General features: G+C 68.9%; 22 protein-coding genes. 11 read left to right on the plus strand and 11 right to left on the minus strand.

Going from position 1 to position 21,742, the window contains the following annotated elements; all coding sequences use genetic code 11:
• Positions 1-11 precede the first annotated feature (11 nt).
• From nbrcactino_RS17415 to nbrcactino_RS17440, 6 genes are all read right to left on the minus strand, one after another.
• Positions 12-1,235, minus strand: a complete 1,224-nt coding sequence (locus nbrcactino_RS17415) for an MFS transporter (RefSeq protein WP_161928715.1) — start codon at positions 1,233-1,235, stop codon at positions 12-14.
• Positions 1,232-1,984, minus strand: coding sequence for a respiratory nitrate reductase subunit gamma (gene narI / locus nbrcactino_RS17420; RefSeq protein ID WP_161928716.1), 753 nt, complete (start codon positions 1,982-1,984; stop codon positions 1,232-1,234). Before narI ends, nbrcactino_RS17415 begins: the two co-directional genes overlap by 4 nt.
• On the minus strand, positions 1,981-2,697 hold the full coding sequence (narJ, locus tag nbrcactino_RS17425) for a nitrate reductase molybdenum cofactor assembly chaperone (RefSeq protein ID WP_161928717.1): 717 nt from the start codon (positions 2,695-2,697) through the stop codon (positions 1,981-1,983). Before narJ ends, narI begins: the two co-directional genes overlap by 4 nt.
• Positions 2,697-4,352 carry a nitrate reductase subunit beta gene (narH, locus tag nbrcactino_RS17430; protein WP_161928718.1) on the minus strand — a complete coding sequence of 552 codons (1,656 nt, stop codon included), beginning with the start codon at positions 4,350-4,352 and terminating at the stop codon, positions 2,697-2,699. Before narH ends, narJ begins: the two co-directional genes overlap by 1 nt.
• Positions 4,352-8,071 carry a nitrate reductase subunit alpha gene (locus nbrcactino_RS17435; RefSeq protein ID WP_161928719.1) on the minus strand — a complete coding sequence of 1,240 codons (3,720 nt, stop codon included), beginning with the start codon at positions 8,069-8,071 and terminating at the stop codon, positions 4,352-4,354. The genes narH and nbrcactino_RS17435 overlap by 1 nt, the downstream gene beginning before the upstream one ends.
• A gap of 172 nt (positions 8,072-8,243) precedes the next feature.
• On the minus strand, positions 8,244-8,723 hold the full coding sequence (locus tag nbrcactino_RS17440; RefSeq protein ID WP_161928720.1) for a Dps family protein: 480 nt from the start codon (positions 8,721-8,723) through the stop codon (positions 8,244-8,246).
• Positions 8,724-9,107: 384 nt separating this feature from the next.
• Here nbrcactino_RS17440 and rpsH point away from each other — a divergent pair, with 384 nt between their 5' ends.
• The 9 genes from rpsH to map all read left to right on the plus strand — a co-directional run bounded on the left by rpsH (position 9,108) and on the right by map (position 14,693).
• Positions 9,108-9,506 (plus strand): 30S ribosomal protein S8, encoded by a 399-nt coding sequence (gene rpsH, locus nbrcactino_RS17445; protein ID WP_161928721.1) that lies wholly within the window; start codon positions 9,108-9,110, stop codon positions 9,504-9,506.
• Between the two features lie 12 nt (positions 9,507-9,518).
• The gene (rplF, locus tag nbrcactino_RS17450) at positions 9,519-10,055 is read left to right on the plus strand and encodes a 50S ribosomal protein L6 (protein ID WP_161928722.1); all 537 of its coding nucleotides are present in this window, start codon (positions 9,519-9,521) and stop codon (positions 10,053-10,055) included.
• A gap of 3 nt (positions 10,056-10,058) precedes the next feature.
• The gene (gene rplR / locus nbrcactino_RS17455) at positions 10,059-10,457 is read left to right on the plus strand and encodes a 50S ribosomal protein L18 (RefSeq protein WP_161928723.1); all 399 of its coding nucleotides are present in this window, start codon (positions 10,059-10,061) and stop codon (positions 10,455-10,457) included.
• Between the two features lie 46 nt (positions 10,458-10,503).
• The gene (gene rpsE / locus nbrcactino_RS17460; RefSeq protein WP_161928724.1) at positions 10,504-11,169 is read left to right on the plus strand and encodes a 30S ribosomal protein S5; all 666 of its coding nucleotides are present in this window, start codon (positions 10,504-10,506) and stop codon (positions 11,167-11,169) included.
• Between the two features lie 27 nt (positions 11,170-11,196).
• Positions 11,197-11,376, plus strand: coding sequence for a 50S ribosomal protein L30 (gene rpmD / locus nbrcactino_RS17465; RefSeq protein ID WP_124246904.1), 180 nt, complete (start codon positions 11,197-11,199; stop codon positions 11,374-11,376).
• Positions 11,377-11,379: 3 nt separating this feature from the next.
• Positions 11,380-11,820, plus strand: coding sequence for a 50S ribosomal protein L15 (gene rplO / locus nbrcactino_RS17470; protein ID WP_161928725.1), 441 nt, complete (start codon positions 11,380-11,382; stop codon positions 11,818-11,820).
• A gap of 169 nt (positions 11,821-11,989) precedes the next feature.
• Positions 11,990-13,336 carry a preprotein translocase subunit SecY gene (gene secY / locus nbrcactino_RS17475; protein ID WP_161928726.1) on the plus strand — a complete coding sequence of 449 codons (1,347 nt, stop codon included), beginning with the start codon at positions 11,990-11,992 and terminating at the stop codon, positions 13,334-13,336.
• Positions 13,333-13,875, plus strand: a complete 543-nt coding sequence (locus nbrcactino_RS17480) for an adenylate kinase (RefSeq protein WP_161928727.1) — start codon at positions 13,333-13,335, stop codon at positions 13,873-13,875. Before secY ends, nbrcactino_RS17480 begins: the two co-directional genes overlap by 4 nt.
• Positions 13,876-13,892: 17 nt before the next feature.
• Positions 13,893-14,693: a type I methionyl aminopeptidase gene (gene map / locus nbrcactino_RS17485; protein WP_161928728.1), complete on the plus strand. Its 801-nt coding sequence runs from the start codon at positions 13,893-13,895 to the stop codon at positions 14,691-14,693.
• 22 nt (positions 14,694-14,715) lie between these two features.
• Here the strand turns inward: map and dtd are convergent, their stop codons facing one another.
• From dtd to nbrcactino_RS17510, 5 genes are read right to left on the minus strand one after another with little or no spacing between them, the layout of a single operon-like run.
• Positions 14,716-15,165 carry a D-aminoacyl-tRNA deacylase gene (gene dtd, locus nbrcactino_RS17490; RefSeq protein WP_161928729.1) on the minus strand — a complete coding sequence of 150 codons (450 nt, stop codon included), beginning with the start codon at positions 15,163-15,165 and terminating at the stop codon, positions 14,716-14,718.
• A gap of 37 nt (positions 15,166-15,202) precedes the next feature.
• On the minus strand, positions 15,203-16,417 hold the full coding sequence (locus nbrcactino_RS17495; protein WP_161928730.1) for an alpha/beta hydrolase family protein: 1,215 nt from the start codon (positions 16,415-16,417) through the stop codon (positions 15,203-15,205).
• Between the two features lie 7 nt (positions 16,418-16,424).
• On the minus strand, positions 16,425-16,943 hold the full coding sequence (locus tag nbrcactino_RS17500) for a hypothetical protein (RefSeq protein WP_161928731.1): 519 nt from the start codon (positions 16,941-16,943) through the stop codon (positions 16,425-16,427).
• An 8-nt stretch (positions 16,944-16,951) separates the two neighbouring features.
• Positions 16,952-17,695, minus strand: a complete 744-nt coding sequence (locus tag nbrcactino_RS17505) for an SIMPL domain-containing protein (protein ID WP_161928732.1) — start codon at positions 17,693-17,695, stop codon at positions 16,952-16,954.
• 18 nt (positions 17,696-17,713) lie between these two features.
• On the minus strand, positions 17,714-18,124 hold the full coding sequence (locus nbrcactino_RS17510) for a phage holin family protein (RefSeq protein ID WP_161928733.1): 411 nt from the start codon (positions 18,122-18,124) through the stop codon (positions 17,714-17,716).
• Positions 18,125-18,607: 483 nt separating this feature from the next.
• On the opposite strand from nbrcactino_RS17510, the gene nbrcactino_RS17515 reads away from it, so the two are divergent.
• Together nbrcactino_RS17515 and nbrcactino_RS17520 are read left to right on the plus strand one after the other, a co-directional pair.
• Complete coding sequence (locus nbrcactino_RS17515; protein ID WP_161928734.1) at positions 18,608-18,904, plus strand: hypothetical protein; 297 nt, start codon at positions 18,608-18,610, stop codon at positions 18,902-18,904.
• A gap of 41 nt (positions 18,905-18,945) precedes the next feature.
• Positions 18,946-21,717: a vWA domain-containing protein gene (locus nbrcactino_RS17520; protein ID WP_228460999.1), complete on the plus strand. Its 2,772-nt coding sequence runs from the start codon at positions 18,946-18,948 to the stop codon at positions 21,715-21,717.
• Positions 21,718-21,742: the final 25 nt, after the last annotated feature.

A 21,742-nucleotide genomic window follows, 5' to 3' on the forward strand; every position in this document is an offset into this window, starting at 1 on the left:
GGTCGGGCCCGCTATTCGGATGCGGTGTGACGGATGCCGAACACCGTGAACAGGCAGGCGGCGGCCGCCGCGATAACCAGCAGCGAGAGGCCGATGGTGTAGGAGTGCGTCGCCTCGTCGTAGGTCGCGCCCATGATCAACGGCGGGAAGAATCCGCCCAGACCGCCGGCGGCGCCGACGAGGCCGGTGATGGCCCCGACCCGGGCGGGCGGGGCGGCCTTGGCCACCCAGGCGAACACGGCGCCCGAACCCATACCCATCATCAGCGCCATGAGGATGAAGTCGACCCCGGCGAGCCAGGGCATCGTCGGCTTCATGATCATCCACACGGCCAGGATGGCGGCACCGCCACAGGAGACCGCGGTGACCAGCCGTGGGCCGAACCGGTCCGACAACGACCCGCCGATCGGCCGGGCGATGACGGCGGCGACCGCGAACCCGGCGGTGCGGGCGCCGGCCGACTTGAGGTCGTGCATGTCGTAGACGTCGTTGAGGTAGGTCGGCAGATACGTCGAGAAGGCCACGAACCCCCCGAAGGCCGCGGCGTAGAGGAAGGCCATCTGCCAGGTGATCGGGAGTTTGACCGCGTCGATCAGCTTGGGCAGGGCGGCCTCGCGGTTCGGCGTCCAGGACGGTGCGTCGCGCATCCAGGTCCAACACACGCCGGCGACGACCACGAGGGCGATCGCGATGATGAGGTGGGTCGGGAAGTAGCCGAACCACTCCCGGAACCGGGGCGTGAAGAAGGCCGAGAGTGCGGTGCCGCCCATGCCGGCGCCGAACACGCCGGTGGCGAAACCCCGCCGGTGCGCCTCGTACCAGTTGTTCAGAAAGGGGATGCCCGCGGCGAAGCTGGTGCCGGCGATGCCGAGGAAGAACCCGGCGACGAGCATCAGCGGATAGGACTTGAGTTCGCCGGCGACCGCGACCAGCAGCACGAACGGCACCGACAGCAGCAGGAGCACGGTGAACATCACCCGACCGCCGAACCGCGGCGTCAGCACGCCGACGACGATGCGGCCCAACGACCCGACGAGGATCGGGACCGAGATGAGGATCGACTTCTGCCCCGACGACAAGTCCATCTGCAGCGGGTTCGCGTAGAAGACGCCGAGCGGCGCGATGAGGTTCCAGGCCCAGAACGTGATGGTGAAGGCCGTGGTGGCCAACGCCAGGTTCCTCGTCTGTGCCGCCCGGTCGATCGCCGATTGGGGAGGTGCGGTGTCGGTGGTCATGAGCGCCGTCGATCCGAGGTGCCGATCGGGGCCCACGCGTGTGCGGACTTGGCGTCGCCGGGGGTCAACTTCTCGTCGCGGCTGCGGTAGACGATGTAGGGCCGAAACAGGTAGTGCAGCGGTGCGGTGAAGATGTGCACCAGGCGGGTGAACGGAACCAGGATGAACAGCGTCATCCCGATCAGGACGTGGACGTGGAAGCGCAGCGGGGCGGCGGCCATGGCGTCGAGGTCGGGTTGGAGGAGGAAGATCGAGCGGAACCAGGGGGACACGGTCTCGCGGTAGTTCACCCCGGGGCCGTGCGGATCGATCAGCCCGATGACGGTGAGGTAGGTCCCGGCCACCAGGGCCGACACCAGCACCAGGTACATCAGCTTGTCGTTGGCGGTGGTGGCGGCGAATACCGGGCCGACGGTGCGCCGCCGGTAGACGAGGATGGCGACGCCGACGAGGGTCGCCGCCGCGGCGAAGATTCCGCCGATCGCCGCCGCCCAGTGGTAGGCGGACTCGCTGATCCCGACCGCCTCGGTCCACGACTCCGGGATGACCAGGCCCATCGCGTGCCCGGCGATCACCATCAGGATGCCGTAGTGGAACAGCGGCGAACCGATGCGCAACAGTCGGGACTCGTAGAGTTCCGACGAGCGGGTGGTCCACCCGAACTTGTCGTAGCGGTAGCGCCAGATCGTGCCCCCGATCACCGCGATCAGGGTCAGGTACGGAATCACCCCCCACAGCAGGATCTTCATCGTCGACCTCCCATCGGAGCCGTCGCGGCCATCTCCGCGACGGTGAACAACGGCATCAACCGCGGATCGCCGGCGTCGAGCCCGACCTGCTCGACGGTCTCCGCCTCGCCCCGCATCGCCAACGCGCTGGCCCGGTCGGCGGGGGACGGCCCGGGCAGCGTCGCGCACACCGCGGTCAGCACGTCGGCGTAGGCGGAGGTCTGGTCGGCCAGGGCGAGCCGGATCAACTCCAGGCAGGGCCGGTATTCGACGAGCAGTTCCCGCCCGCCGTCCGGGTCGACCCGGGCGGCGAACTCCAGGACCATCGGCAGGTAGTCGGTCAGCTCGCCGCGGGTGTCGACGAGGAAGCCCGCGTCGCGGTAGCGCTGCTTGATCGCGGCCAGCGCCGCGCCGCGCCGTCGGGTGTCGCCATGGGTCCAATAGGTGAGGTAGAGGGTCTGCCGGCGCGACAGGTCGAAGACGTCGACGTAGGAGTGGCGCAGGTCGTCAGGGTCGGTGGCGGCGAGGTGGTCGACGAACCGGCCCAACGCCAGCACCGCGTCCGACGACGGTTGTTCGTCGAGGGCGGCCCGCAGCAGCGCGGCGCGGGCGAGCACCTCGTCGTCGGGGTATTGCAGACACCATGACGCGGCCTGGTAGAGCACGCGGTGGTCGGCGGCGCCGCGCCGCGGGGCCGCGGTCGGGGCTGAGGGGGAACCGAAGGGGAATCGCATCATCGCCCCGCGGGGAACAGGCCGGACGGCGCACCGTTGCCGTCCCAGTTCAACAGGTTGACCCGGCCGCGCAGGGACTCCTCGTCGGCGGCATGCTCACTGGTCTGCCGCTGTTGGAGGGCTTGGAAGGTCTCCACCGACACCGGCATCACCGGGCCGCTGGCCTCGCCGAACGGGCCCGACTCGTACATGCCGGGGCCGTCCTCGTAGTCCAGCGAGCACGCCATCTCCTCGAGCTGGTGGCCCTGCTCGACGTGCGCGGTCGGGATCACGTAGCGGTCGGCGTACTTGGCGATCGCCATGAGGTGGTACATCTCGACCATGGATTCCTCGTCCATCCCCACCGAGGCGGGGATCAGCGGGTTGGGCTCGCGGCCCAGGGCGATGTCGCGCATGTAGGACCGCATCCCGGCGAGTCGGCGCAGGACTCCGGTCACCACCGCGGTGTCGCCGGCGCTGAACAACTCGGCCAGGTACTCGACGGGGATGCGCAGGCTGTCGATCGCGCCGAACAGGTTGGTGTGGCTCTCCCCCTCGTGGCCCTGCTCGGTGAGCAGGTCGACGATGGGCGACAGCGGCGGCACGTACCAGACCATCGGCATGGTCCGGTACTCCGGATGCAGCGGCAGTGCCACGCGGTAGCGCTTGGCCAGCGCGTACACCGGGGAGCGGCGTGCGGCGTCGAGCCAGTCGTCGGGGATGCCCGCGGCCTTGGCCGCGGCGATCACCGCGGGGTCCGACGGGTCGAGCATCAGGTCCAGCTGGGCCTCGTAGAGATCCTTCTCGTCGGGGACCGACGCCGCCTCGGTGACCCGGTCGGCGTCGTAGAGGAAGATCCCGATGTAGCGCAGGCGCCCGACGCAGGTCTCCGAGCACACCGTCGGCTGGCCGACCTCCAGTCGGGGGTAGCAGAACGTGCATTTCTCGGCTTTGCCGGTGCGGTGGTTGTAGTAGATCTTCTTGTAGGGGCAGCCGGTGATGCATTGGCGCCACCCGCGGCAGCGGTCCTGGTCGACCAGCACGATGCCGTCCTCGGACCGCTTGTAGATCGCGCCCGACGGGCAGGACGCCATGCACGACGGGTTGAGGCAGTGCTCGCAGATCCGCGGCAGGTAGAACATGAAGGTCTGCTCGAAGGACAGCTTGATCTTCTCGTTGGACTCCTCGGCCAGCTTCTGCAGAATCGGGTCGCGCTGGGCGGTCGCCCCGCTGCCGCCCAGATTGTCATCCCAGTTCGCCGACCAGGAGATCTTCATGTCCTGGCCGGTGATCAGCGACTTGGGCCGGGCAACCGGGATGTCGTCGCCGAGCGGGGCGCTGATGAGGTTCTCGTAGTCGTAGGTCCACGGCTCGTAGTAGTCGTCCAGGGTCGGCTGGACCGGGCTGTGGAAGATGGTCGCCAGCTTCTGCAGGCGCCCGCCGGTGCGCAACCGCAGCTTGCCGCGGCGGTTGAGCGACCACCCGCCGCGCCAGGTGTCCTGGTCCTCGTACCGCCGCGGATACCCCTGCCCGGGGCGCGTCTCGACGTTGTTGAACCACACGTACTCGGTGCCGGCCCGGTTGGTCCAGGCCTGTTTGCAGGTCACCGAGCAGGTGTGGCAGCCGATGCATTTGTCCAGGTTCATCACCATCGCGACTTGGGCCATGACTCGCATCAGTAGGTCACCTCCTGGCTGCGCCGGCGGATGGTCGACACAATGTCTCGCTGGTTGCCGGTCGGCCCCAGGTAGTTGAAGGCATAGGACAGCTGCGCGTATCCGCCGATCAGGTGGGAGGGTTTCACCAGCAGGCGGGTCACCGAGTTGTGGATGCCGCCGCGGCGCCCGGTCGCCTCCGACTTGGGCACGTCGATGGTGCGCTCCTGGGCGTGGTGGACGTAGGTCACCCCGGCAGGGATCCGATGGCTGACGACGGCCCGGCCGACGAAGACGCCGTTGGCGTTGACGCATTCGATCCAGTCGTTGTCCTCGACACCGATCGCGGCCGCGTCGTCGGGGGAGAGCCAGGCGGTGGGGCCGCCCCGCGACAAGGAGAGCATGAACAGGTTGTCCTGGTACTCCGAGTGGATCGACCACTTGTTGTGCGGGGTCAGGTAGCGCACCGCGATCTCCATCTCGCCCGTCGGGCCGAGTCGGGGTTCGCCGAACAACCGGTGCATGTCCAGCGGCGGCCGGTACAGCGGCAGCGCCTCGCCGATGTCGAGCATCCAGTCGTGGTCGAGGTAGAAGTGCATCCGCCCGGTCAGGGTGTGGAAGGGCTTGTCCCGCTCGATGTTCATCGTGAACGGGGCGTAGCGGCGCCCGCCGGTCTCCGAGCCCGACCATTCCGGCGAGGTGATGACCGGCTGCGGGGAGTCCTGGGTGTCGGCGAAGGTGATCTGCTTCTCCTCCGAACCGATCGCCAGGTCGACGAACCGCTTACCGGTCCGCTGCTCCAGCTTTTCGAAGGCGTCGACGGCGAGCTCGCCGTTGGTCGTCCCGGAGAACAGCAGGATCGCCTCGGCCAGCTTCTCGTCGGTGTCGATCGCCGGGCGGCCGTGGGCGGCGCTGTGCGCGCCCATCATCACGCCGTTGCGCCCGGCGAGTTTGGCCATCTGCGACCCGACGTCGAAGGTCAGGTTCTTGACGGTGAAGCCGAGCCGGTCGGCGAGCGGGCCGACCGAGGCCAGTTTGTCGGCGATCGCGGTGTAGTCCCGTTCGACGACGGCGAACTGGGGCAGGTTCTTGCCCGGCACCCCGGGGCGCGGGGAGCCGAGCCAATCGTCGACGATGCCGTGCGGGTTGGCCGTCTCGCCCGGGGTGTCGTGCTGGTTGGGGGTGGCGACCAGGTCGTGCACGGTACCCAGGTGCGTCTTGGCCTGCCGGGACAGTTCGCGGGCCAGCAGGTGGAACAGCTCGAAGTCGCTCTTGGCCTCCCACGGCGGCGAGATGGCCGGGGTGAAGGCGTGCACGAACGGGTGCATGTCGGTCGAACTGAGGTCGTGCTTCTCGTACCAGGTGGCGGCCGGCAGGACGATGTCGCTCATCAGCGTCGTCGAGGTCATGCGGAAGTCGGCCGACAGCAGCAGGTCGAGCTTGCCCTCGGGGGCCTCGTCGTGCCACGCCACCTCGCGTGGGCGCGGGGTCTGCGGATCCTCGGTGCCCAGGATGTTGTGGTCGGTGCCCAGCAGGTGGCGCAGGAAGTACTCGTCGCCCTTCGCCGACGAGCCGAGCAGGTTCGAGCGCCACAGCACCAGGGTGCGCGGCCAGTTCTCCGGGGCGTCGACGTCGTTGATCGACGGGGTCAGCCCGCCGTCGTGCAGTCGGTCGGCCACCCAGGCGCCCACGTTCGGCGCCGTGCCGGCGTCGACGGCGGCCTGCGCGTCGTCGGCCAGCTGCAGCGGGTTGGCGGAGAATTGGGGGTAGAACGGCATCCACCCCAGGCGGGCCGACTGGGCGATCGCGTCGGCGGTGTGGGGGTGGTCGAGCACCCCGCGGGACAGCGGCGAGGCGAGCGCGGTCGTCGAATACCCGTCGTTGCGCCACTGGTCGGTGTGCATATACCAGTACGAGGTGCCCGGTTGGGTGCGCGGTGGCCGCGACCAGTCCAGCCCGTTGGCCAGCGAGATCCACCCGGTGATCGGGCGGCATTTCTCCTGCCCGACGTAGTGGGCCCACCCGCCGCCGTTTCGGCCCATGCTCCCGGTCAGGTTCAGCAGGGCGAGAATCGCCCGATAGGTGGCGTCGCCGTGGAACCACTGGCAGATGCCGGCGCCCATGATGATCATCGAACGCCCTTGGGACTCAACGGCGTTCGTGGCGAACTCGCGGGCAATGCGGATCGCCGCATCGGCGGGGACGCTGGTGATCGCCTCCTGCCACGCGGGCGTGTACGGGGTGGCGGCGTCGTCGTAACCGGCCGCCCAGTCGCCGGGCAGGCCGTCGCGGCCGACGCCGTACTGGGCGAGCATCAGGTCGAAGACGGTTGTGACGAGCTTGCCGTGCACGCGCCGCGCCGGGACGCCGCGGCACAGGACCGTGCCGCTGCCGTCGGGGGCGTCGAAGGCGGCGAGGCTGATCGCGACCGGTTCGGCCGCCGGGTCGTCGACCAGACTCAGCCGGGGGGTGACGCCCTGCAGATCCAGGTTCCAGCGGCCTTCCCCGGAGTCGGCGTAGCGGAAGCCCATCGACCCGTTGGGGGCGACGACGGCATCGGTGGCCTCGTCGAGGACGACCGTCTTCCACGCGTCCTCGTCGGCGGTGCCGAGTCCGACGCCGTCGGCGGTGACGAACTTCCCGGGGACCAGCGTCGGTTGCCCCTCGTAGTCCTGCTCGGCCAGTTCGACGAGGAACGGCAGGTCGGTGTACTTGCGCACGTAGTCGGAGAAGAACTCGGTGGTGCGGTCGACGAAGTACTCGCGGAGGATGACGTGGCCCATTGCCATGGCCAGGGCGGCGTCGGTGCCGGCCTGGGCGGGCAGCCACTCGTCGGCGAACTTGGTGTTGTCGGCGTAGTCGGGGGAGACGGTGACGATCTTGGTGCCGCGGTAGCGGACCTCGGCCATCCAGTGGGCGTCGGGCGTGCGGGTGACCGGCACGTTGGAGCCCCACATCATCAGGTAGGTGGCGTCCCACCAGTCGCCGGACTCGGGTACGTCGGTCTGATCGCCGAAAACCTGCGGGCTGGCCACCGGCAGATCGGCGTACCAGTCGTAGAACGACGTCATGACGCCGCCGATCAGTTGGATGAACCGGGTGCCGACGCAGTGGCTGACCATCGACATCGCCGGGATCGGGGAGAACCCGGTGCACCGGTCGGGGCCGTAGGTCTTGATGGTGTGCACGTGGGCGGCCGCGGCCATCTCGATGGCCTCGTCCCAGGAGACGCGCACGAGACCGCCCTTGCCGCGCGCCCGTTGGTAGGCGCGGCGGCGCAGCGGGTCGCCGGTCACGTCGGCCCAGGCGAGGACCGGGTCGCCGAGCTTCGCCTTGGCCGCGCGGTACATCTCCACCAGCACGCCGCGGGCATACGGGTGGCGGACCCGGGTGGGGGAGTAGGTGTACCAGGAGAAGGCGGCGCCGCGCGGGCAGCCGCGCGGCTCGTACTCGGGGCGGTCCGGACCGACCGACGGATAGTCGGTCTCCTGGGTCTCCCAGGTGATGATGCCGTCTTTGACATACACCTTCCACGAGCACGATCCGGTGCAGTTCACCCCGTGGGTCGAGCGCACGATCTTGTCGTGGCTCCACCGGTCGCGGTAGAAGTAGTCGCCCGCGCGGCCTCCCTCGCGGAACACCGCCCGTCCGTCGGCGGTCTCATCCCATCGGGTGAAGAACCGTCCGGCGTCGAGCAGCAACTGTGCAGATTTTCCTTGAACCTGGGCTGGGCGGTTCATAAAAATAACGGTAGTTCGCCAAATAGGCCGGCAGGGGGCGAATGGGTGAAGTCCCGACGTAGGTCCCGCCACGGGTCGCCGTCTCCCGCAGACAAGGCCCGGCCCCGCGAACCGAGGGGTGGTTCGCGGGGCCGGGGGTCGGTGGGGCGGGCCGCCACTCGGGCGGCTCCGATCAGGCCTGGCGGGCCTGCCACATCCAGTGGAGCTGCTCGAGCCGGGCGGCGAACCCGATGAGCAGATCCTCGGTCACCGGGTCCTGCGTGCCGGTGGCCTCGATGCGCTCGCGGATGCCGCCGATGACCGCGGCGAGGTTCTCGACGATCACGCCGATCACGGCGGTGTCGCCGATCCAGCCCTCGCTGATCCCGGGGGTCCCGGTCGTCTTGGCGACGGTCTGCACCCGGGCATCCGGGCTGACGCCGACGGCGGTTGCCCGCTCGGCGGCCGCGTCGGAGAACTCGCGGGTGACGTCGACGAGCTCGTCGAGGTCGGCGTGGACCGCGGTGAAGTGGCTGCCGACGACGTTCCAGTGCGCCTGCTTGGCGATGAGGCTCAGGTCGACCAGGTCGACGAGGGTCGCCTGCAGGGCGTCGCCGACGACCTGGCGGGCGTCGTGGTCGAGTACTCCGTTGATGGGGGTCGCGGTGCTCATACTCATCACTCCTTCTCGTCCGGCCTCGGTTGGGTTTGGCCGGTGTGTCGCTGGGGGCTGCAACACCACTGACTCTACCACTAAATCTGGATTGAATCCAGATTAGAGAGGGGGGCGGCTGGCCCGGTGGGGGCCGAGTCGGCCGCCCCCACCGAGGATTTGGGTTCTTGGAGCGGGTTCCCTACACTGAAACGGTTGCCCGGGGTGAACTGTGCCCCCCGGGAGCCACAACTTCATACCCCGCCCGTGCCGGCGAAAAGCCAACGGCATGGGCAGGGAAGAACCTACGCACAACTCCACTTCGTGGAAGGCCCACCGGTTGACCTGGGAAAACCCAGTACGCCGCTGTATGGGAACCGCTACGAGAAAGGTTGACGGTCAACCATGACCATGACTGACCCGATCGCAGACTTCTTGACGCGTCTGCGCAACGCCAACTCGGCGTACCACGACGAGGTGACCCTGCCGTCGTCGAAGATCAAGGCCAACATCGCCGAGATCCTCAAGAAAGAGGGCTACATCACCGACTACCGCGTCGAAGACGCCGAGGTCGGCAAGAAGCTCATCGTGAACCTCAAGTACGGCCCGAGCCGGGAGCGCAGCATTGCTGGTCTGCGCCGCGTCTCCAAGCCGGGTCTGCGGGTTTACGCGAAATCGACCAACCTGCCCAAGGTGCTGGGCGGCCTCGGCGTGGCGATCATCTCCACGTCGTCGGGCCTGCTCACCGACCGCCAGGCAGCCAACAAGGGCGTGGGCGGCGAAGTCCTCGCTTACGTCTGGTAAGGGGCCCACAACATGTCGCGAATCGGTAAGAGCCCCATTGCGATCCCGGCCGGAGTCGATGTCACCATCGACGGCCAGGACGTGAAGGTCAAGGGCCCCAAGGGCGAACTGTCCGTCACCATCAGCGAGCCGATCACGGCCGCCGTGGAAGACCAGCAGATCGTCGTCACCCGGCCCAATGACGAGCGTCGCAACCGTGCCCTGCACGGTCTGTCGCGCAGCCTGATCAACAACCTCGTCGTCGGCGTCACCGACGGCTACACCCGCAAGCTGGAGATCTTCGGCGTCGGCTACCGCGTCGCCGCCAAGGGTCGCGACCTCGAGTTCGCACTCGGGTACAGCCACCCGGTGCCGATCGAGGCACCCGAAGGCATCACCTTCGCTGTGGAGTCGCCGACCAAGTTCTCGGTGACGGGCATTGACAAGCAGCAAGTCGGCCAGATCTCGGCGAACATCCGTCGCCTGCGGCGTCCGGACCCGTACAAGGGCAAGGGCATCCGCTTCGAGGGTGAGCAGGTCCGCCGCAAGGTCGGAAAGACGGGTAAGTAAGCCATGAGTGAAACCGCAACGCAACGCAAGCCGGTCGGCAAGGACGCCTCGACGCGTCGCCGCACCGCGACCAACCGCCGCCACTTCCGCCTGCGGAAGAAGATCTCCGGCACGCCGGAGCGGCCGCGCCTGGTCGTCAAGCGCAGCAGCCGCCACATCCACGTCCAGCTCATCGACGACCTGGCCGGCAACACGCTGGCCGCCGCGTCGTCGATCGAGGCCGACGTGCGGTCGGCCGGTGGCGACAAGTCGGCCCAGGCGGCCAAGGTCGGCGAGCTGATCGCCGGTCGCGCCAAGTCGGCCGGCATCGAGGCCGTCGTGTTCGACCACGGTGGCCACGGCTACCACGGCCGGATCGCGGCGCTCGCCGACGCCGCCCGCGAGGGAGGCCTGAAGTTCTGATGACCACCTACATGAATTGCCTGATCAACAACGGAGGGATCCTCTGATGCCCGGACGTCAGCGTGACGGCGGGAACGGACCCGCCAACAGCAACAGCAATGAGCGCGGCGGCGACCGCCGCGGTGGCCGCGGCGACCGTCGCGACAACCGGGGCGGCCGCGACCGCGAGGAGCGCAACCACCTCGAGCGCGTCGTCACCATCAACCGCGTGTCCAAGGTCGTCAAGGGCGGCCGCCGGTTCAGCTTCACCGCCCTCGTGGTGGTCGGCGACGGCCAGGGCATGGTCGGCGTCGGCTACGGCAAGGCCAAGGAAGTTCCGGCCGCGATCCAGAAGGGTGTCGAAGAGGCTCGCAAGAACTTCTTCCGCGTCCCGATGATCGCCGGCACCATCACCCACCCGGTTCAGGGTGAGGCCGCCGCCGGCGTCGTGCTGCTGCGTCCGGCCGCTCCCGGTACCGGTGTGATCGCCGGTGGCGCGGTGCGCGCCGTGCTCGAGTGCGCGGGCGTCACCGACGTCCTCGCCAAGAGCCTGGGCTCGGACAATGCCATCAACGTCGTGCACGCCACCGTGGCCGCCCTCAAGCTGCTGCAGCGCCCCGAAGAGGTCGCCGCCCGCCGTGGCCTGCCGGTCGAGGACGTCGCACCCGCCGGCATGCTGCGGGCCCGCGCCGCTGCGGCTGCCGCTGCGTCGTCGGCCGCTAAGGGGGCGTAAGCCGCCATGGCCAAAAAGGAGACTGAAGTGGGCCAGCTGAAGATCACCCAGATCAAGAGCACCATCGGTACCAAGAGCAATCAGCGTGACAGCCTGCGCACCCTTGGCCTCAAGGGCATCCGCAAGACCGTCACCCGCGAGGACAACCCGCAGACGCGGGGCCTGATCAACGTGGTCCGGCACCTCGTGACCGTCGAAGAGGTTTAAGACATGACCATCAAACTCCACCACCTTCGCCCCGCTCCGGGCGCGAAGACCGAGAAGACCCGCGTGGGTCGCGGTGAGGGCTCGAAGGGCAAGACCGCCGGCCGCGGCACCAAGGGCACCAAGGCCCGCAAGACCGTGCCGGCCGGCTTCGAGGGCGGCCAGATGCCGATCCACATGCGGTTGCCGAAGCTCAAGGGCTTCACCAACCGCAACCGGGTCGAGTACCAGGTCGTCAACGTCGGCGATCTCGCCGAGCTCTTCCCGTCCGGCGGCACCGTGGGTGTCGAGGACCTCGTCGCCAAGGGCGCGGTCCGCAAGAACGAGCTGGTGAAGGTCCTCGGCGACGGGGAGCTGTCGGTGAAGCTCGACATCACCGCCAACAAGTTCTCCGCGTCGGCGAAGGACAAGATCGCCGCCGCCGGTGGCACCACCACCGAGCTCTAAGCACATCCGGGGGCGGGGTCGTCGGTGCAATGCCCAGCGCGTTGCGCCGACGACCCGCTTTCCCGGCAACTGTTAGAGTTTGCAGCGTTGCCCGTCGCGCGACCGAGCCGTCCGCGCCACCCCTGACCGTCAGGCACCGATCCGAAGTGGTCGCCGCTAGGAGGAATTAGTGTTCTCCCCCCTCGTCGCCGTGTTCCGCACGCCGGAACTGAGGAAGAAGATCTTCTTTGTCATCTTCCTCTTGGTGCTGTACCGGTTCGGTGCGACGCTGCCGTCGCCGGGTGTGAACTTCCAGGTCATCCAGAACTGCCTCAAGCCGACCGACGGCCAGTCGTCGGCCCAGGAGCAGCTCTACTCGCTGATCAACATGTTCTCCGGCGGCGCACTGTTGCAGCTGTCGGTGTTCGCGATCGGCATCATGCCCTACATCACCGCGAGCATCATCGTGCAGCTGTTGACGGTGGTGATCCCGCGCTTCGAGGAGTTGCGCAAGGAGGGGCAGGCCGGCCAGGCCAAGATGACGCAGTACACGCGCTACCTCACGGTCGCGCTGGCGCTGCTGCAGGCCACCGGCATCGTTGCCCTCGCCGCGAACGGCGGGCTGCTGCAAGGGGCGGCCGCCAAGGAGGGCTGTACGCCGAGCGACATGATCGACGACAAGTCGATCATGGGGCTGGTGACCATCGTCATCGTCATGGTGGCCGGCGCCATGGTGGTCATGTGGTTCGGCGAGCTCATCACCGAGCGCGGTATCGGCAACGGCATGTCGCTGCTGATCACCGCCGGTATCGTCGCCCGAATCCCGGCCGAGGGCCGCATGATCCTCAAGGAGCGCGGCGCGGTCGCCTTCACGCTCGTGATCATCGCGGGCCTGGTCATCGTCGCGGGCGTGGTCTTCATCGAGATGGGCCAACGCCGGATCCCGGTCCAATATGCCAAGCGGATGGTGGGCCGCAAGATGTACGGCGGTTCGTCGACGTACCTGCCGCTCAAGGTCAACCAGGCCGGTGTTATCCCGGTCATCTTCGCCTCGTCGCTGCTGTACCTGCCGATGCTGATCGCCAACCTGACCAGTCAGGACGGTCAGCCGAAGGGCTGGCAGGTCTTCATCACACAGCACCTGGTGAACCCGACCGACTGGGTTTACATCACCACGTACTTCCTGATGATCATCTTCTTCACCTACTTCTACGTGGCGGTGACGTTCAACCCCCAGGAACGCGCCGACGACATGAAGAAGTACGGCGGCTTCATCCCGGGCATCCGACCCGGTCAGCCGACCGCCGACTACCTCGGCTACGTCCTGTCGCGGATCACCCTCCCCGGTTCGATCTACCTGGGTCTGATCGCGATCCTGCCCAACGTGTTCCTGCAGGTGGGTAGCAGCTCCGGCGGCATCCAGAACCTGCCGTTCGGCGGTACCGCCCTCCTGATCATGGTCGTGGTGGCCCTCGACACCGTCAAGCAGGTCAACAGCCAGTTGATGCAGCGCAAGTACGAAGGGTTCCTGAATTGAGACTCATCATCCTTGGCCCTCCCGGGGCCGGTAAGGGCACGCAGGCCGAACTCCTGTCGGAGGCGCTGGGCATTCCCCACATCTCCACCGGGGACCTGTTCCGCGCGAACATCTCCCAGGGCACCGCGATCGGCATCGAGGCGAAGCGGTACCTCGACGCCGGCGACCTGGTCCCCTCCGAGGTGACCGTCGACATGGTGCGCGCCCGCATCGCCGAGCCGGATGCCGCCCGCGGGTTCATCCTCGACGGCTTCCCGCGGTCGATCGAGCAGGCCGACGCACTCAAAGAGATGGGTGTCACCCTCGACGCCGTGCTCTCCTTCTCGGTCGACGCCGACGTGGTCGTGGAGCGCATGCTGGCCCGTGGCCGCGCCGACGACAGCGAGGACGTGATCCGCAACCGCCTCTCGGTGTACGACTCGGAGACCGCACCGCTGCTCGAGTACTACGGCAACGACGTCACGTCGATCGACGCGGTCGGCGAGGTCGACGAGGTGCACCAGCGCGTCCTGGCCGCACTGGGCACCGGCGCCGAGTAGGCGGCGAGTCTCCGACCATGGCTTTGTTCGGTCGACGGGTTGTCCCGTTCCGGTCGGCCGGTGAGCTCGACGCGATGGCTGCCGCTGGCGCGGTCGTCGGCGAGGCACTCGTGGCGGTCCGCGCGGCCGCCGCGCCCGGCGTGTCCACCCTGGAACTCGACGAGGTCGCCGAGTCGGTCATCCGCGCCGCCGGGGCGGTGCCCTCGTTCAAGGGCTATCACGGCTTCCCCGGGTCCATCTGCAGCTCGGTCAACGACGTCGTCGTGCACGGCATCCCGTCGGCCGACGTCGTCCTCGCCGAGGGGGATCTCGTCTCCATCGACTGTGGGGCCATTCTCGACGGATGGCACGGCGACTCCGCCTGGACCTTCGGCGTGGGGACCCTGGCCCGTGACGACGAGGAGCTGAGCGAGGCCACCCGGTTGTCGTTGGAGGCGGGGATCGCCGCCATGGTCGACGGCGCCCGGCTCACCGACGTGTCCCACGCCATCGAACAGGGCACGATTGCCGCCCGCGAGCGGTTCGGGCGTCACTTCGGCATCGTCGCCGGTTACGGCGGCCACGGGATCGGCCGAGAGATGCACCTGGACCCGTTCCTGGCCAACGAGGGGGAGCCCGGTCGCGGTCCGCGACTGGTGGTCGGGTCGACGCTGGCGGTCGAGCCCATGCTCACGCTGGGTACCGAGGACACCACCGTCTTGGACGACGACTGGACCGTGATCACCGACGACGGCACCCGGGCCGCGCACTGGGAGCACACCGTCGCGGTGACCGAGGACGGCCCGCGCATCCTGACGACCCGGCCCGCCGGCGCCTGAGCCTCTCGCACGCTACCGCGCCTCACACGTCCAACGTGATGGTGACCGGTCCGTCGTTGACCAGGTCGAGCATCATGTGCGCGCCGAACCGGCCGGTCGCCACCGATGCGCCCATCGACCTCAGGTGCTCGACCACTGCCGCCACCAACGGTTCGGCGACATCGCCGGGTGCCGCGGCATTCCACGACGGCCGACGGCCCTTGTCGGTATTGGCGTACAGGGTGAACTGGCTGACCACCAACACCGGTGCGAGCAGGTCGGCCGCACCGGATTGACCGCCGTCGGGTCCGTCGAGGATGCGCAACCGCCAGATCTTCTCGGCGAGGGCCCGGGCCTGCTCGTCGCCATCGGAGTGGGTGGCGCCGACGAGGACCGCGAGTCCCTGTGCGCCCGGCGCCAAGTCCAATTCGCCGACCACCTCGTCGTCGACGAGGACCCGTGCCCGGCTGACCCGTTGGACGACTGCTCGCATGCGGACAACCCTGCCAGAGTCGAGTCGGCGGCCGCGATCAGGCCCGCTGCAGCGTGTCGTCGAGCCAATCGAGGGCGCGGCGGTTGAGCAGCGACCGGTTGAGCATCTCGCAGTGCATTCCGGCGCCCTGCGCGGCGGTGAAGTCCAACAGGGTCACCCGGTCGCCGAGTTCGTCGACGAACCGTTGGGCGCCGCGGGAGAGGAAGTCGTCCTCGGCGGTGGTCACCAGAACCGGGCAGGAGATGTGTGAACCGACGCCGTCGAGGGAGTAGCGCAGGGTGGCGGCGAGGAAGTCGGCGAGATTGTCCACCCCGTTCACCCAGAAGCCGCGCTTGACGATCGACCAGTCCAACCTCGGGTTGGCGGTGATCGCGGCCATCATCGCGTCGATCGTCTTCTGGTCGATCGTGCTCGGATTCGCGGCGGCGCGCGGCGCCACCCCCATCGAGGTGGCCATCAGGGTCATCGTCGCCCCGACGTCCCACTGCCCCGGATCGGCCACCACCGCGGCCAGCCGGTGCTCGCCGGAGGCGCCGCGCGGGGCGAGGTAGCCGCCGAGGCTCCACCCGCTGAGAACAATGGCGTCGGGATCGACCAGGTCGTGCCCCAGCGCCCAATCGACGACGGGCGTGATCACGTGCTCCCAATCGGTCCGCATGGGCAGTTGGCGGTGGATCAGCATCTCGCCCTGCCCGGGGCCGTCGAACAGCAGGCAGTGGTAGCCACGGCGACCCGCCGCGACCGCCGAGGCGAAGTACATGTCGGTGATGGTGGCGTCGTACCCGTTGGTGAAGACGACCAGTGGCCGGCGCTCACCCGCGGAGCCCGGCGCCGGGATGAGATAACCGGGCAGCGAGGTGTCGTCGTAGGGAATCTGCACCGCGGTGCCGGCGGGGTCGAGCAGTGCCATGGCGGCGCCGAACTCGGCGGACTGCTTGTCGAAGGCGTCGACGAGGCGCGGGTCGACCGGGGTGCCGTACAGCGGATGGAAGGACGACGCGTAGTAGACGGCGGCCCGCAGATGCAGTTCCCGGGCCGACGCGGTGTGCCCGGCCTTCTCGGCCGCGGCCGCGTCGGCCGCCAACCCGTCGGCCATCGCGGCGAAGGCGGCGTAGAAGGCATCGGCGCCGCCGTCGCCGACGGTGGTCGCGATCGCCCGGAGTTCGCCGAAGTCGCAGCCCCCGTAGGGCGCATAGGCCAGCGGCCACACGCCGAGCTCGTCGAGCAGCGGGTCGTGGAACAGGATGGTCACAAAATCCTCACCGCCGTACCTCGATCAACACGATCCACGAGAGCCCGACACTGGCCACGATTGCCGTGATCGATCCGGCCGCGACCCAGTTCAGCCCGTCGACGTTGCCGGTCACCAGAATGATTCCGCCGATGACGAACAACAGGGGGGAGGCCAGCGCCATGGCGATCTTGCCCGGCGGCCACATCCGGGGCGGTTTGGGCAGTAGCGGATCGTGCTCGGCGGAGGCCACGCGATAGATCCGCAGCGAGGCGAGCAGGGCGAACCACCCGACGAGTAGGGCCCCGACCAGGATCTCCACCCCGAGGGCGGACAGCGACTGGTCGGGGATCAGCGAGAGGCATCCGGCGGCGACGGCGAGGGTGAGGGCGCCGATCGCCGCGCCGGTCCGGGCCGGGATGGCCGGCGAGACCAAGATGCGTTCGAGGTTCACCGACACCGCGACGATGATCAGGCCCGCCAACGCCGCGCTGGCACCGGCGATGGCGACGTTGAAGTCGGACCACTGTTCCAGTGCCGGATGCATGTCGGGGGTCAGGTCAGCGCGAACTTGACGGTCACCGTGTAGGTGAGGGTCTGTTGGCCCGGCTCGATCGGCACGGGTGCGGCCGCCATCGCGTCGGGGGCGCGGCGGTAGGACGGGCCCACCGAATCGGCGGTGTTCGTCTCGGTGATCACCAACGCCTTGCCGAGTTTGTCCCCGGCCAGGCGGGCGTACTGGTCGGCGCGCGCCCGGGCGTCGGCGAAGGCGGCCTCGCGCGCATTGCGCATCAGCGCCGAATTGTCGTCGATGGCGAAGCTCACACCCGACAGGCGGGTGTTGTTGCCGCCGGCGGTGACGATGTTGCCGAGAATCGTGGAGGCCTTGGCGAGGTCGCGGATCTTGATCGAGACGGTGTTGGTCGCCTGGTAGCCACTGATGGTGGACGTACCGCCGCCCGGGCCCGGCGAGGAGTAGCGCGGTGAGATGGAGACCTGCTGGGTTTGCACGTCTTTGCGGTCCACGCCGGCCTCGACGGCCGCGTCGGTGATCTTGGTGATCTTGGCCGAGGTCTCGTTGATGGCCGCGGAGACGTCGGCGGCCTCCGCCTCGACGCCGACGGTCGCGCTGAGGGTGTCGGGCACCCCGGTCACCTTGCCGTTGCCGACGACGGTGACCGAACGCGTGTCGTCGACGGAGTTCGACGAGGCCGAACATCCGACGAGGACGGCCCCGGCGGCGCCGATGCCGGCGATCAGCGCGACGGCGGTGCGGAAGCGGTGCGGTGTGGTGGGCATATCAGCGGCTCCGATCACTCAGTCCGAAACGGTGTCGGCGATGCGGTCGCCGACCGCGGTCACCACGATCCCGACGATCGAGACGATGATCGCCGCCCAGATCGCCGACCACCAGAACTTGTCGACGACCAGGCCCCACCCGGTCACGTGGTTGCTGAACCAGGACACCAGCCACAGCATCAGCGCGTTGACGATCACGTGGAACAGGCCCAACGTCAGGATGTAGAACGGGATGGAGAGGAACTGCACGACCGGCTTGACGAACGCGTTCACGACGCCGAAGACGACCGCCACGATCAACACGATCCCGACCTTGCGCCACACCGAATCGGCGTTGCCCCATTCGAAATGCATGCTGTCGGGAACCAACAGGGTCGCGAGCCACAGGGTGACGCCGGTCGTCGCGGTGCGCCAGAGGAAAGGGATCATGGCCCGATCCTGCCAGATTCAGCCAACTGGGTGGGCGATTCATTCGTCTGGGTCACCCAGACGCGCAGGACATGTGAAAACATGGCATCCGTGTCGTCGTTCAATCCGTTTGGTCAGGGTAATGACCCGGGCCAGTCGTCGCCCTCTGGAGCACCGTCGGGGTACCCGGGTGCGCCCCAAACGGGTCAGCCGGGTCCGGGTCAACCGGGGCCGGGTCAGCCGGGGCCGGGCTACCCGGGCCGGCATGTGCAGCCCGGGCCGGTTCAATCCGGTCCGCCCCAACCCCCGGCGCAGCCGGGGCAGTGGGTCCCCAACGCGGGGCCGCAGGCCACACCGGGCCGACACGAGGCCCCCGGTGGTGCGGGCGGGTTCGGCACGACGCCTTTTGACCACGGTGTTTCGACGGGAACCGGGGTCGACCCGGCCGACCCGCTCGCGCGCCGCCAATCCGGGTCGTCGGTTCCCGGCGGTAGCGCGATCACCATGGCCGAGCCGCCGAACGGGTTGCTGATTGCGGCAGCGGTGCTGGCCGCGGTCGGTGGAATCATCGGCGCGATCGGCTGGGGTCACTGGTGGTCCCTGCTGGGCTGGGTGTTGGCCGGCCCGTTGGCCATCTGGTTCGTCGCGCGGTTCGTCGCCGTCGACACCGAGCGCAAGACCGCTACGGTGTACTCGCGACCCGGGTCCACCGGGGTGCTGTGGGCGGTGGCGATTGCTTTGGTCGTCATCGGGATCGCGGTGACGGCGTTGGCCGTCGGATTCTGGGTCGGGCGGTTGTGATGGCAAGGGGGATTCATCCGGTGGCGGATTCGCGATCAGTCGTGGCCAGGTGGTTCGCCGTCGTCGCGCTCGCGGTGCTGCTGGCGCCGTTGGGCCTGCTGCTCGGCGCGGCCCATGCCGAACCGGCTGATGGCGACGCCGCCGTCTCCCGGTTCGCGTCGTGTGTGGCCGGTCAGAAGAACGGCCAGGTGCTGTTCCTCATGGACGAATCGCTGAGCCTGCAGAAGTCCGACGCCACGGCGGCCCGGGTGGCCGCCGCGAAGGAACTCGCCCGCCAGCTGCGCATGGTCGCCGAGCGCGACGGCACCCGGCTGGACCTGTCGGTGGCGGCCTTCGCCGACGGCTACCGGGTGATCACCGACTGGACCGAGCTGAACGCGAACTCGATGGGTGCGGTGACCGCCGGTCTGGACAAGCTGGGGCAGAGCAACACCGGGCGCGACACCGACTATGCGACGGCCCTGGCCAACGCCGCGTCGGCGCTCGCCGCCAAGCGCCGGCCCGATGCCGCGGCCGGGTGCCAGATGATCGTCTGGTTCACCGACGGCGCGCTCGACTTCGACTACCAGAACCGCGGCCGGGTCGACAAAGAGTTCGCCCCCGGCCAGCAGCTCACCAGCCCGGCCGATCGCGACGCGATGAAGAAGGCCGCCGAGCAGAGCATCTGCCGGCCCGGCGGAATCGCCGACCAGTTGCGCTCGGCAGGGGTCATCACCGTCGCCATCGGCCTCGACGCCCAGTCCCGCGCCTCGGACTTCGACCTGTTGCAGGCGATCGCCACCGGGAAGTCGGATGGCGGCCGCACCTGCGGGTCGATCACCCAGCCGGTGCCGGGGGCGTTCTACCGGGTCACCGACATCGACGAGTTGGTGCGCGCCTTCGCCACGATCGGCGGCGGCGCCGGCGTGGAGACCAAGCGCGGAGCCTGCCCGAACAACCGGGTCTGCGAAGACGCCAAGCACCGCTTCGTCCTCGACGAGTCGGTGTCGAGCGTCAGCATCATCGCCGACGCGACGACGACCGGCCTGATCCCGGTCCTGGTGGCGCCAGACGGGTCCGAGCACCGCCTCGAGACCGGGAAACCGGGGAAGGTCGACATCGCCGGAACCGCGGTGAGTTATTCCTCGCCGAGTCCGAAGTCGGTGTCCATCGAGATGGCGGCCGCCGACGCGAAGAAGTGGCGCGGTGTCTGGGCCCTGGTGTTCGTGTCGCCCGATCAGACGGTGAGCGCACAGACCCAGTCCAACATCCGGATCTACGGAGATCTGGCGCCGGCGTGGCCGGCCTATGGCAATTACAAGTTGCGGGCCGGCGACAAACTTGCCCAGTTCAACTTCGTCGTGACCAACAAGAGCAACCAGACCGTCGCGGTCGAGGCGTTGCCGGGCACGGTCTCCTTCGACGCCGGGTTGGTCACCCGCGGTGGCCAGACCGTCACGATCGCCCGCAACCTGCCGAAGAACAAGGTGACGCAGACGCAGACCGCCGACCTGTCCAAGGTCGCGCCCGGTCCGGCGATGCTGCGGATGAAGCTCGCGGTCACCACCGCGCCGGCGCGCGACTCCCGGGGCAAGCTGGTCCCCGGAACCCCGTTGGTGCCCAAGGGCGTCGACCTGCCGGTGACGATCAACCCGCCGGCCGGGTACCCCCAGGTCGCCTCGCGCGTCGACTTCGGCACGGTCACCGGTTCCGGCGAGGCGACCGTCGATCTGGAGTTCCACGGTCCGGGCTGCGTCTGGGTGGCACCGCAGGGCGCCACCAAGGTGGAGGCGTCGCCGAGCGGCACCGATGGGCTGAACGTGACGTCGACGGCGACCAGCGCGAAGAACTGCGCCTCGGACCCCGGGGCGGGGGAACAAGGCAAGTTGCCGCTCACCCTGCACGTCCCGAACCAGGGGCGCGGCGACGTCGGCGGCACCGTGACCGTGATGGTCGCCAAAGCGGACGGCCAGGGCGAACCCCGGGCCATGCAGGTCCAGTTCAGTGCGACCCTGGCCAAGCAGCAGGATGCGGCCAACACCCTGCTGGGCATCCTCGCTGCGCTGATCCTGGGCCCGCTTGTGCCGCTCGGCCTGGCGTACCTGGCCAAGTGGTGGACGGCGCGGATCCCCGCGCGCTCGCTGCGCGCCGAGGTCATCCCGGTGACGATCAGCGGGTCGTCGGTCCTGCGCGACGGTGAACCGTTCGCCTTCCGCGACAACGACTTGGTCCGCATGGTCCCCGGTACCGCGGCACCGACGCGACACCTGGCGATCGATGGGATCTCGCTCGACACCCGCGTCGGGCGGTCGCCGTTCGGCACCGGCTACGTCGTGGCCAGCGCGCCCGGGATGATCGGGGCGGCGGGCAAAACCGGCGACAGCGTCGGACCCGCGCCGGATGCCCGGCTCCCGCTCAACGTCCACAACCGGTGGTTCGTCTTGCACAACCCCGGCGGGCCCGCCGATCGGGCCGATGTGGTGGTCCTCGTGGGCGACGACGCCGGGTCGGTGACGCTGGAACGCTTCAGCGAGGAGATCACCGAGTCGGTGGGTACCGTGGTCGCCACGCTGCGCCAGCAGGCCGGCGCTCCCGCCGCCACCGGCGAGTCGCCGGATCCGTTCGGCCGGGCGGGTGGGGTGCCCGGTGGCGATCCGTTCGCCGCGCAGCCACCGCCGCCGCGGCCGGGTTCGTTCGGCCCGCCGCAGGGCGGTCCGGTTGGTCCGCCGCAGAGTGGTCCGCCGCAGGCCGGTCCGCCGCAGGGCGGCCCGGGTGGCCCCCCGCAGGCCGGGCCCGGTGGCCCCCCGCGCGACTACAACCCGTTCGACAACTGACCCGATCTAGTCCGTGAAGAGGATT

The sequence above is a fragment of the Gordonia crocea genome (assembly GCF_009932435.1).
Lineage (GTDB): Bacteria > Actinomycetota > Actinomycetes > Mycobacteriales > Mycobacteriaceae > Gordonia > Gordonia crocea.

Coding starts and splice junctions, on each gene's coding strand:
- nbrcactino_RS17415 (WP_161928715.1), bottom strand. CDS start 1,235: ATGACCACCGACACCGCACCTCCCCAATCGGCGATCGACCGGGCGGCA.
- narI (WP_161928716.1), bottom strand. CDS start 1,984: ATGAAGATCCTGCTGTGGGGGGTGATTCCGTACCTGACCCTGATCGCG.
- narJ (WP_161928717.1), bottom strand. CDS start 2,697: ATGCGATTCCCCTTCGGTTCCCCCTCAGCCCCGACCGCGGCCCCGCGG.
- narH (WP_161928718.1), bottom strand. CDS start 4,352: ATGCGAGTCATGGCCCAAGTCGCGATGGTGATGAACCTGGACAAATGC.
- nbrcactino_RS17435 (WP_161928719.1), bottom strand. CDS start 8,071: ATGAACCGCCCAGCCCAGGTTCAAGGAAAATCTGCACAGTTGCTGCTC.
- nbrcactino_RS17440 (WP_161928720.1), bottom strand. CDS start 8,723: ATGAGCACCGCGACCCCCATCAACGGAGTACTCGACCACGACGCCCGC.
- rpsH (WP_161928721.1), top strand. CDS start 9,108: ATGACCATGACTGACCCGATCGCAGACTTCTTGACGCGTCTGCGCAAC.
- rplF (WP_161928722.1), top strand. CDS start 9,519: ATGTCGCGAATCGGTAAGAGCCCCATTGCGATCCCGGCCGGAGTCGAT.
- rplR (WP_161928723.1), top strand. CDS start 10,059: ATGAGTGAAACCGCAACGCAACGCAAGCCGGTCGGCAAGGACGCCTCG.
- rpsE (WP_161928724.1), top strand. CDS start 10,504: ATGCCCGGACGTCAGCGTGACGGCGGGAACGGACCCGCCAACAGCAAC.
- rplO (WP_161928725.1), top strand. CDS start 11,380: ATGACCATCAAACTCCACCACCTTCGCCCCGCTCCGGGCGCGAAGACC.
- map (WP_161928728.1), top strand. CDS start 13,893: ATGGCTTTGTTCGGTCGACGGGTTGTCCCGTTCCGGTCGGCCGGTGAG.
- dtd (WP_161928729.1), bottom strand. CDS start 15,165: ATGCGAGCAGTCGTCCAACGGGTCAGCCGGGCACGGGTCCTCGTCGAC.
- nbrcactino_RS17500 (WP_161928731.1), bottom strand. CDS start 16,943: ATGCATCCGGCACTGGAACAGTGGTCCGACTTCAACGTCGCCATCGCC.
- nbrcactino_RS17505 (WP_161928732.1), bottom strand. CDS start 17,695: ATGCCCACCACACCGCACCGCTTCCGCACCGCCGTCGCGCTGATCGCC.
- nbrcactino_RS17510 (WP_161928733.1), bottom strand. CDS start 18,124: ATGATCCCTTTCCTCTGGCGCACCGCGACGACCGGCGTCACCCTGTGG.
- nbrcactino_RS17515 (WP_161928734.1), top strand. CDS start 18,608: ATGGCCGAGCCGCCGAACGGGTTGCTGATTGCGGCAGCGGTGCTGGCC.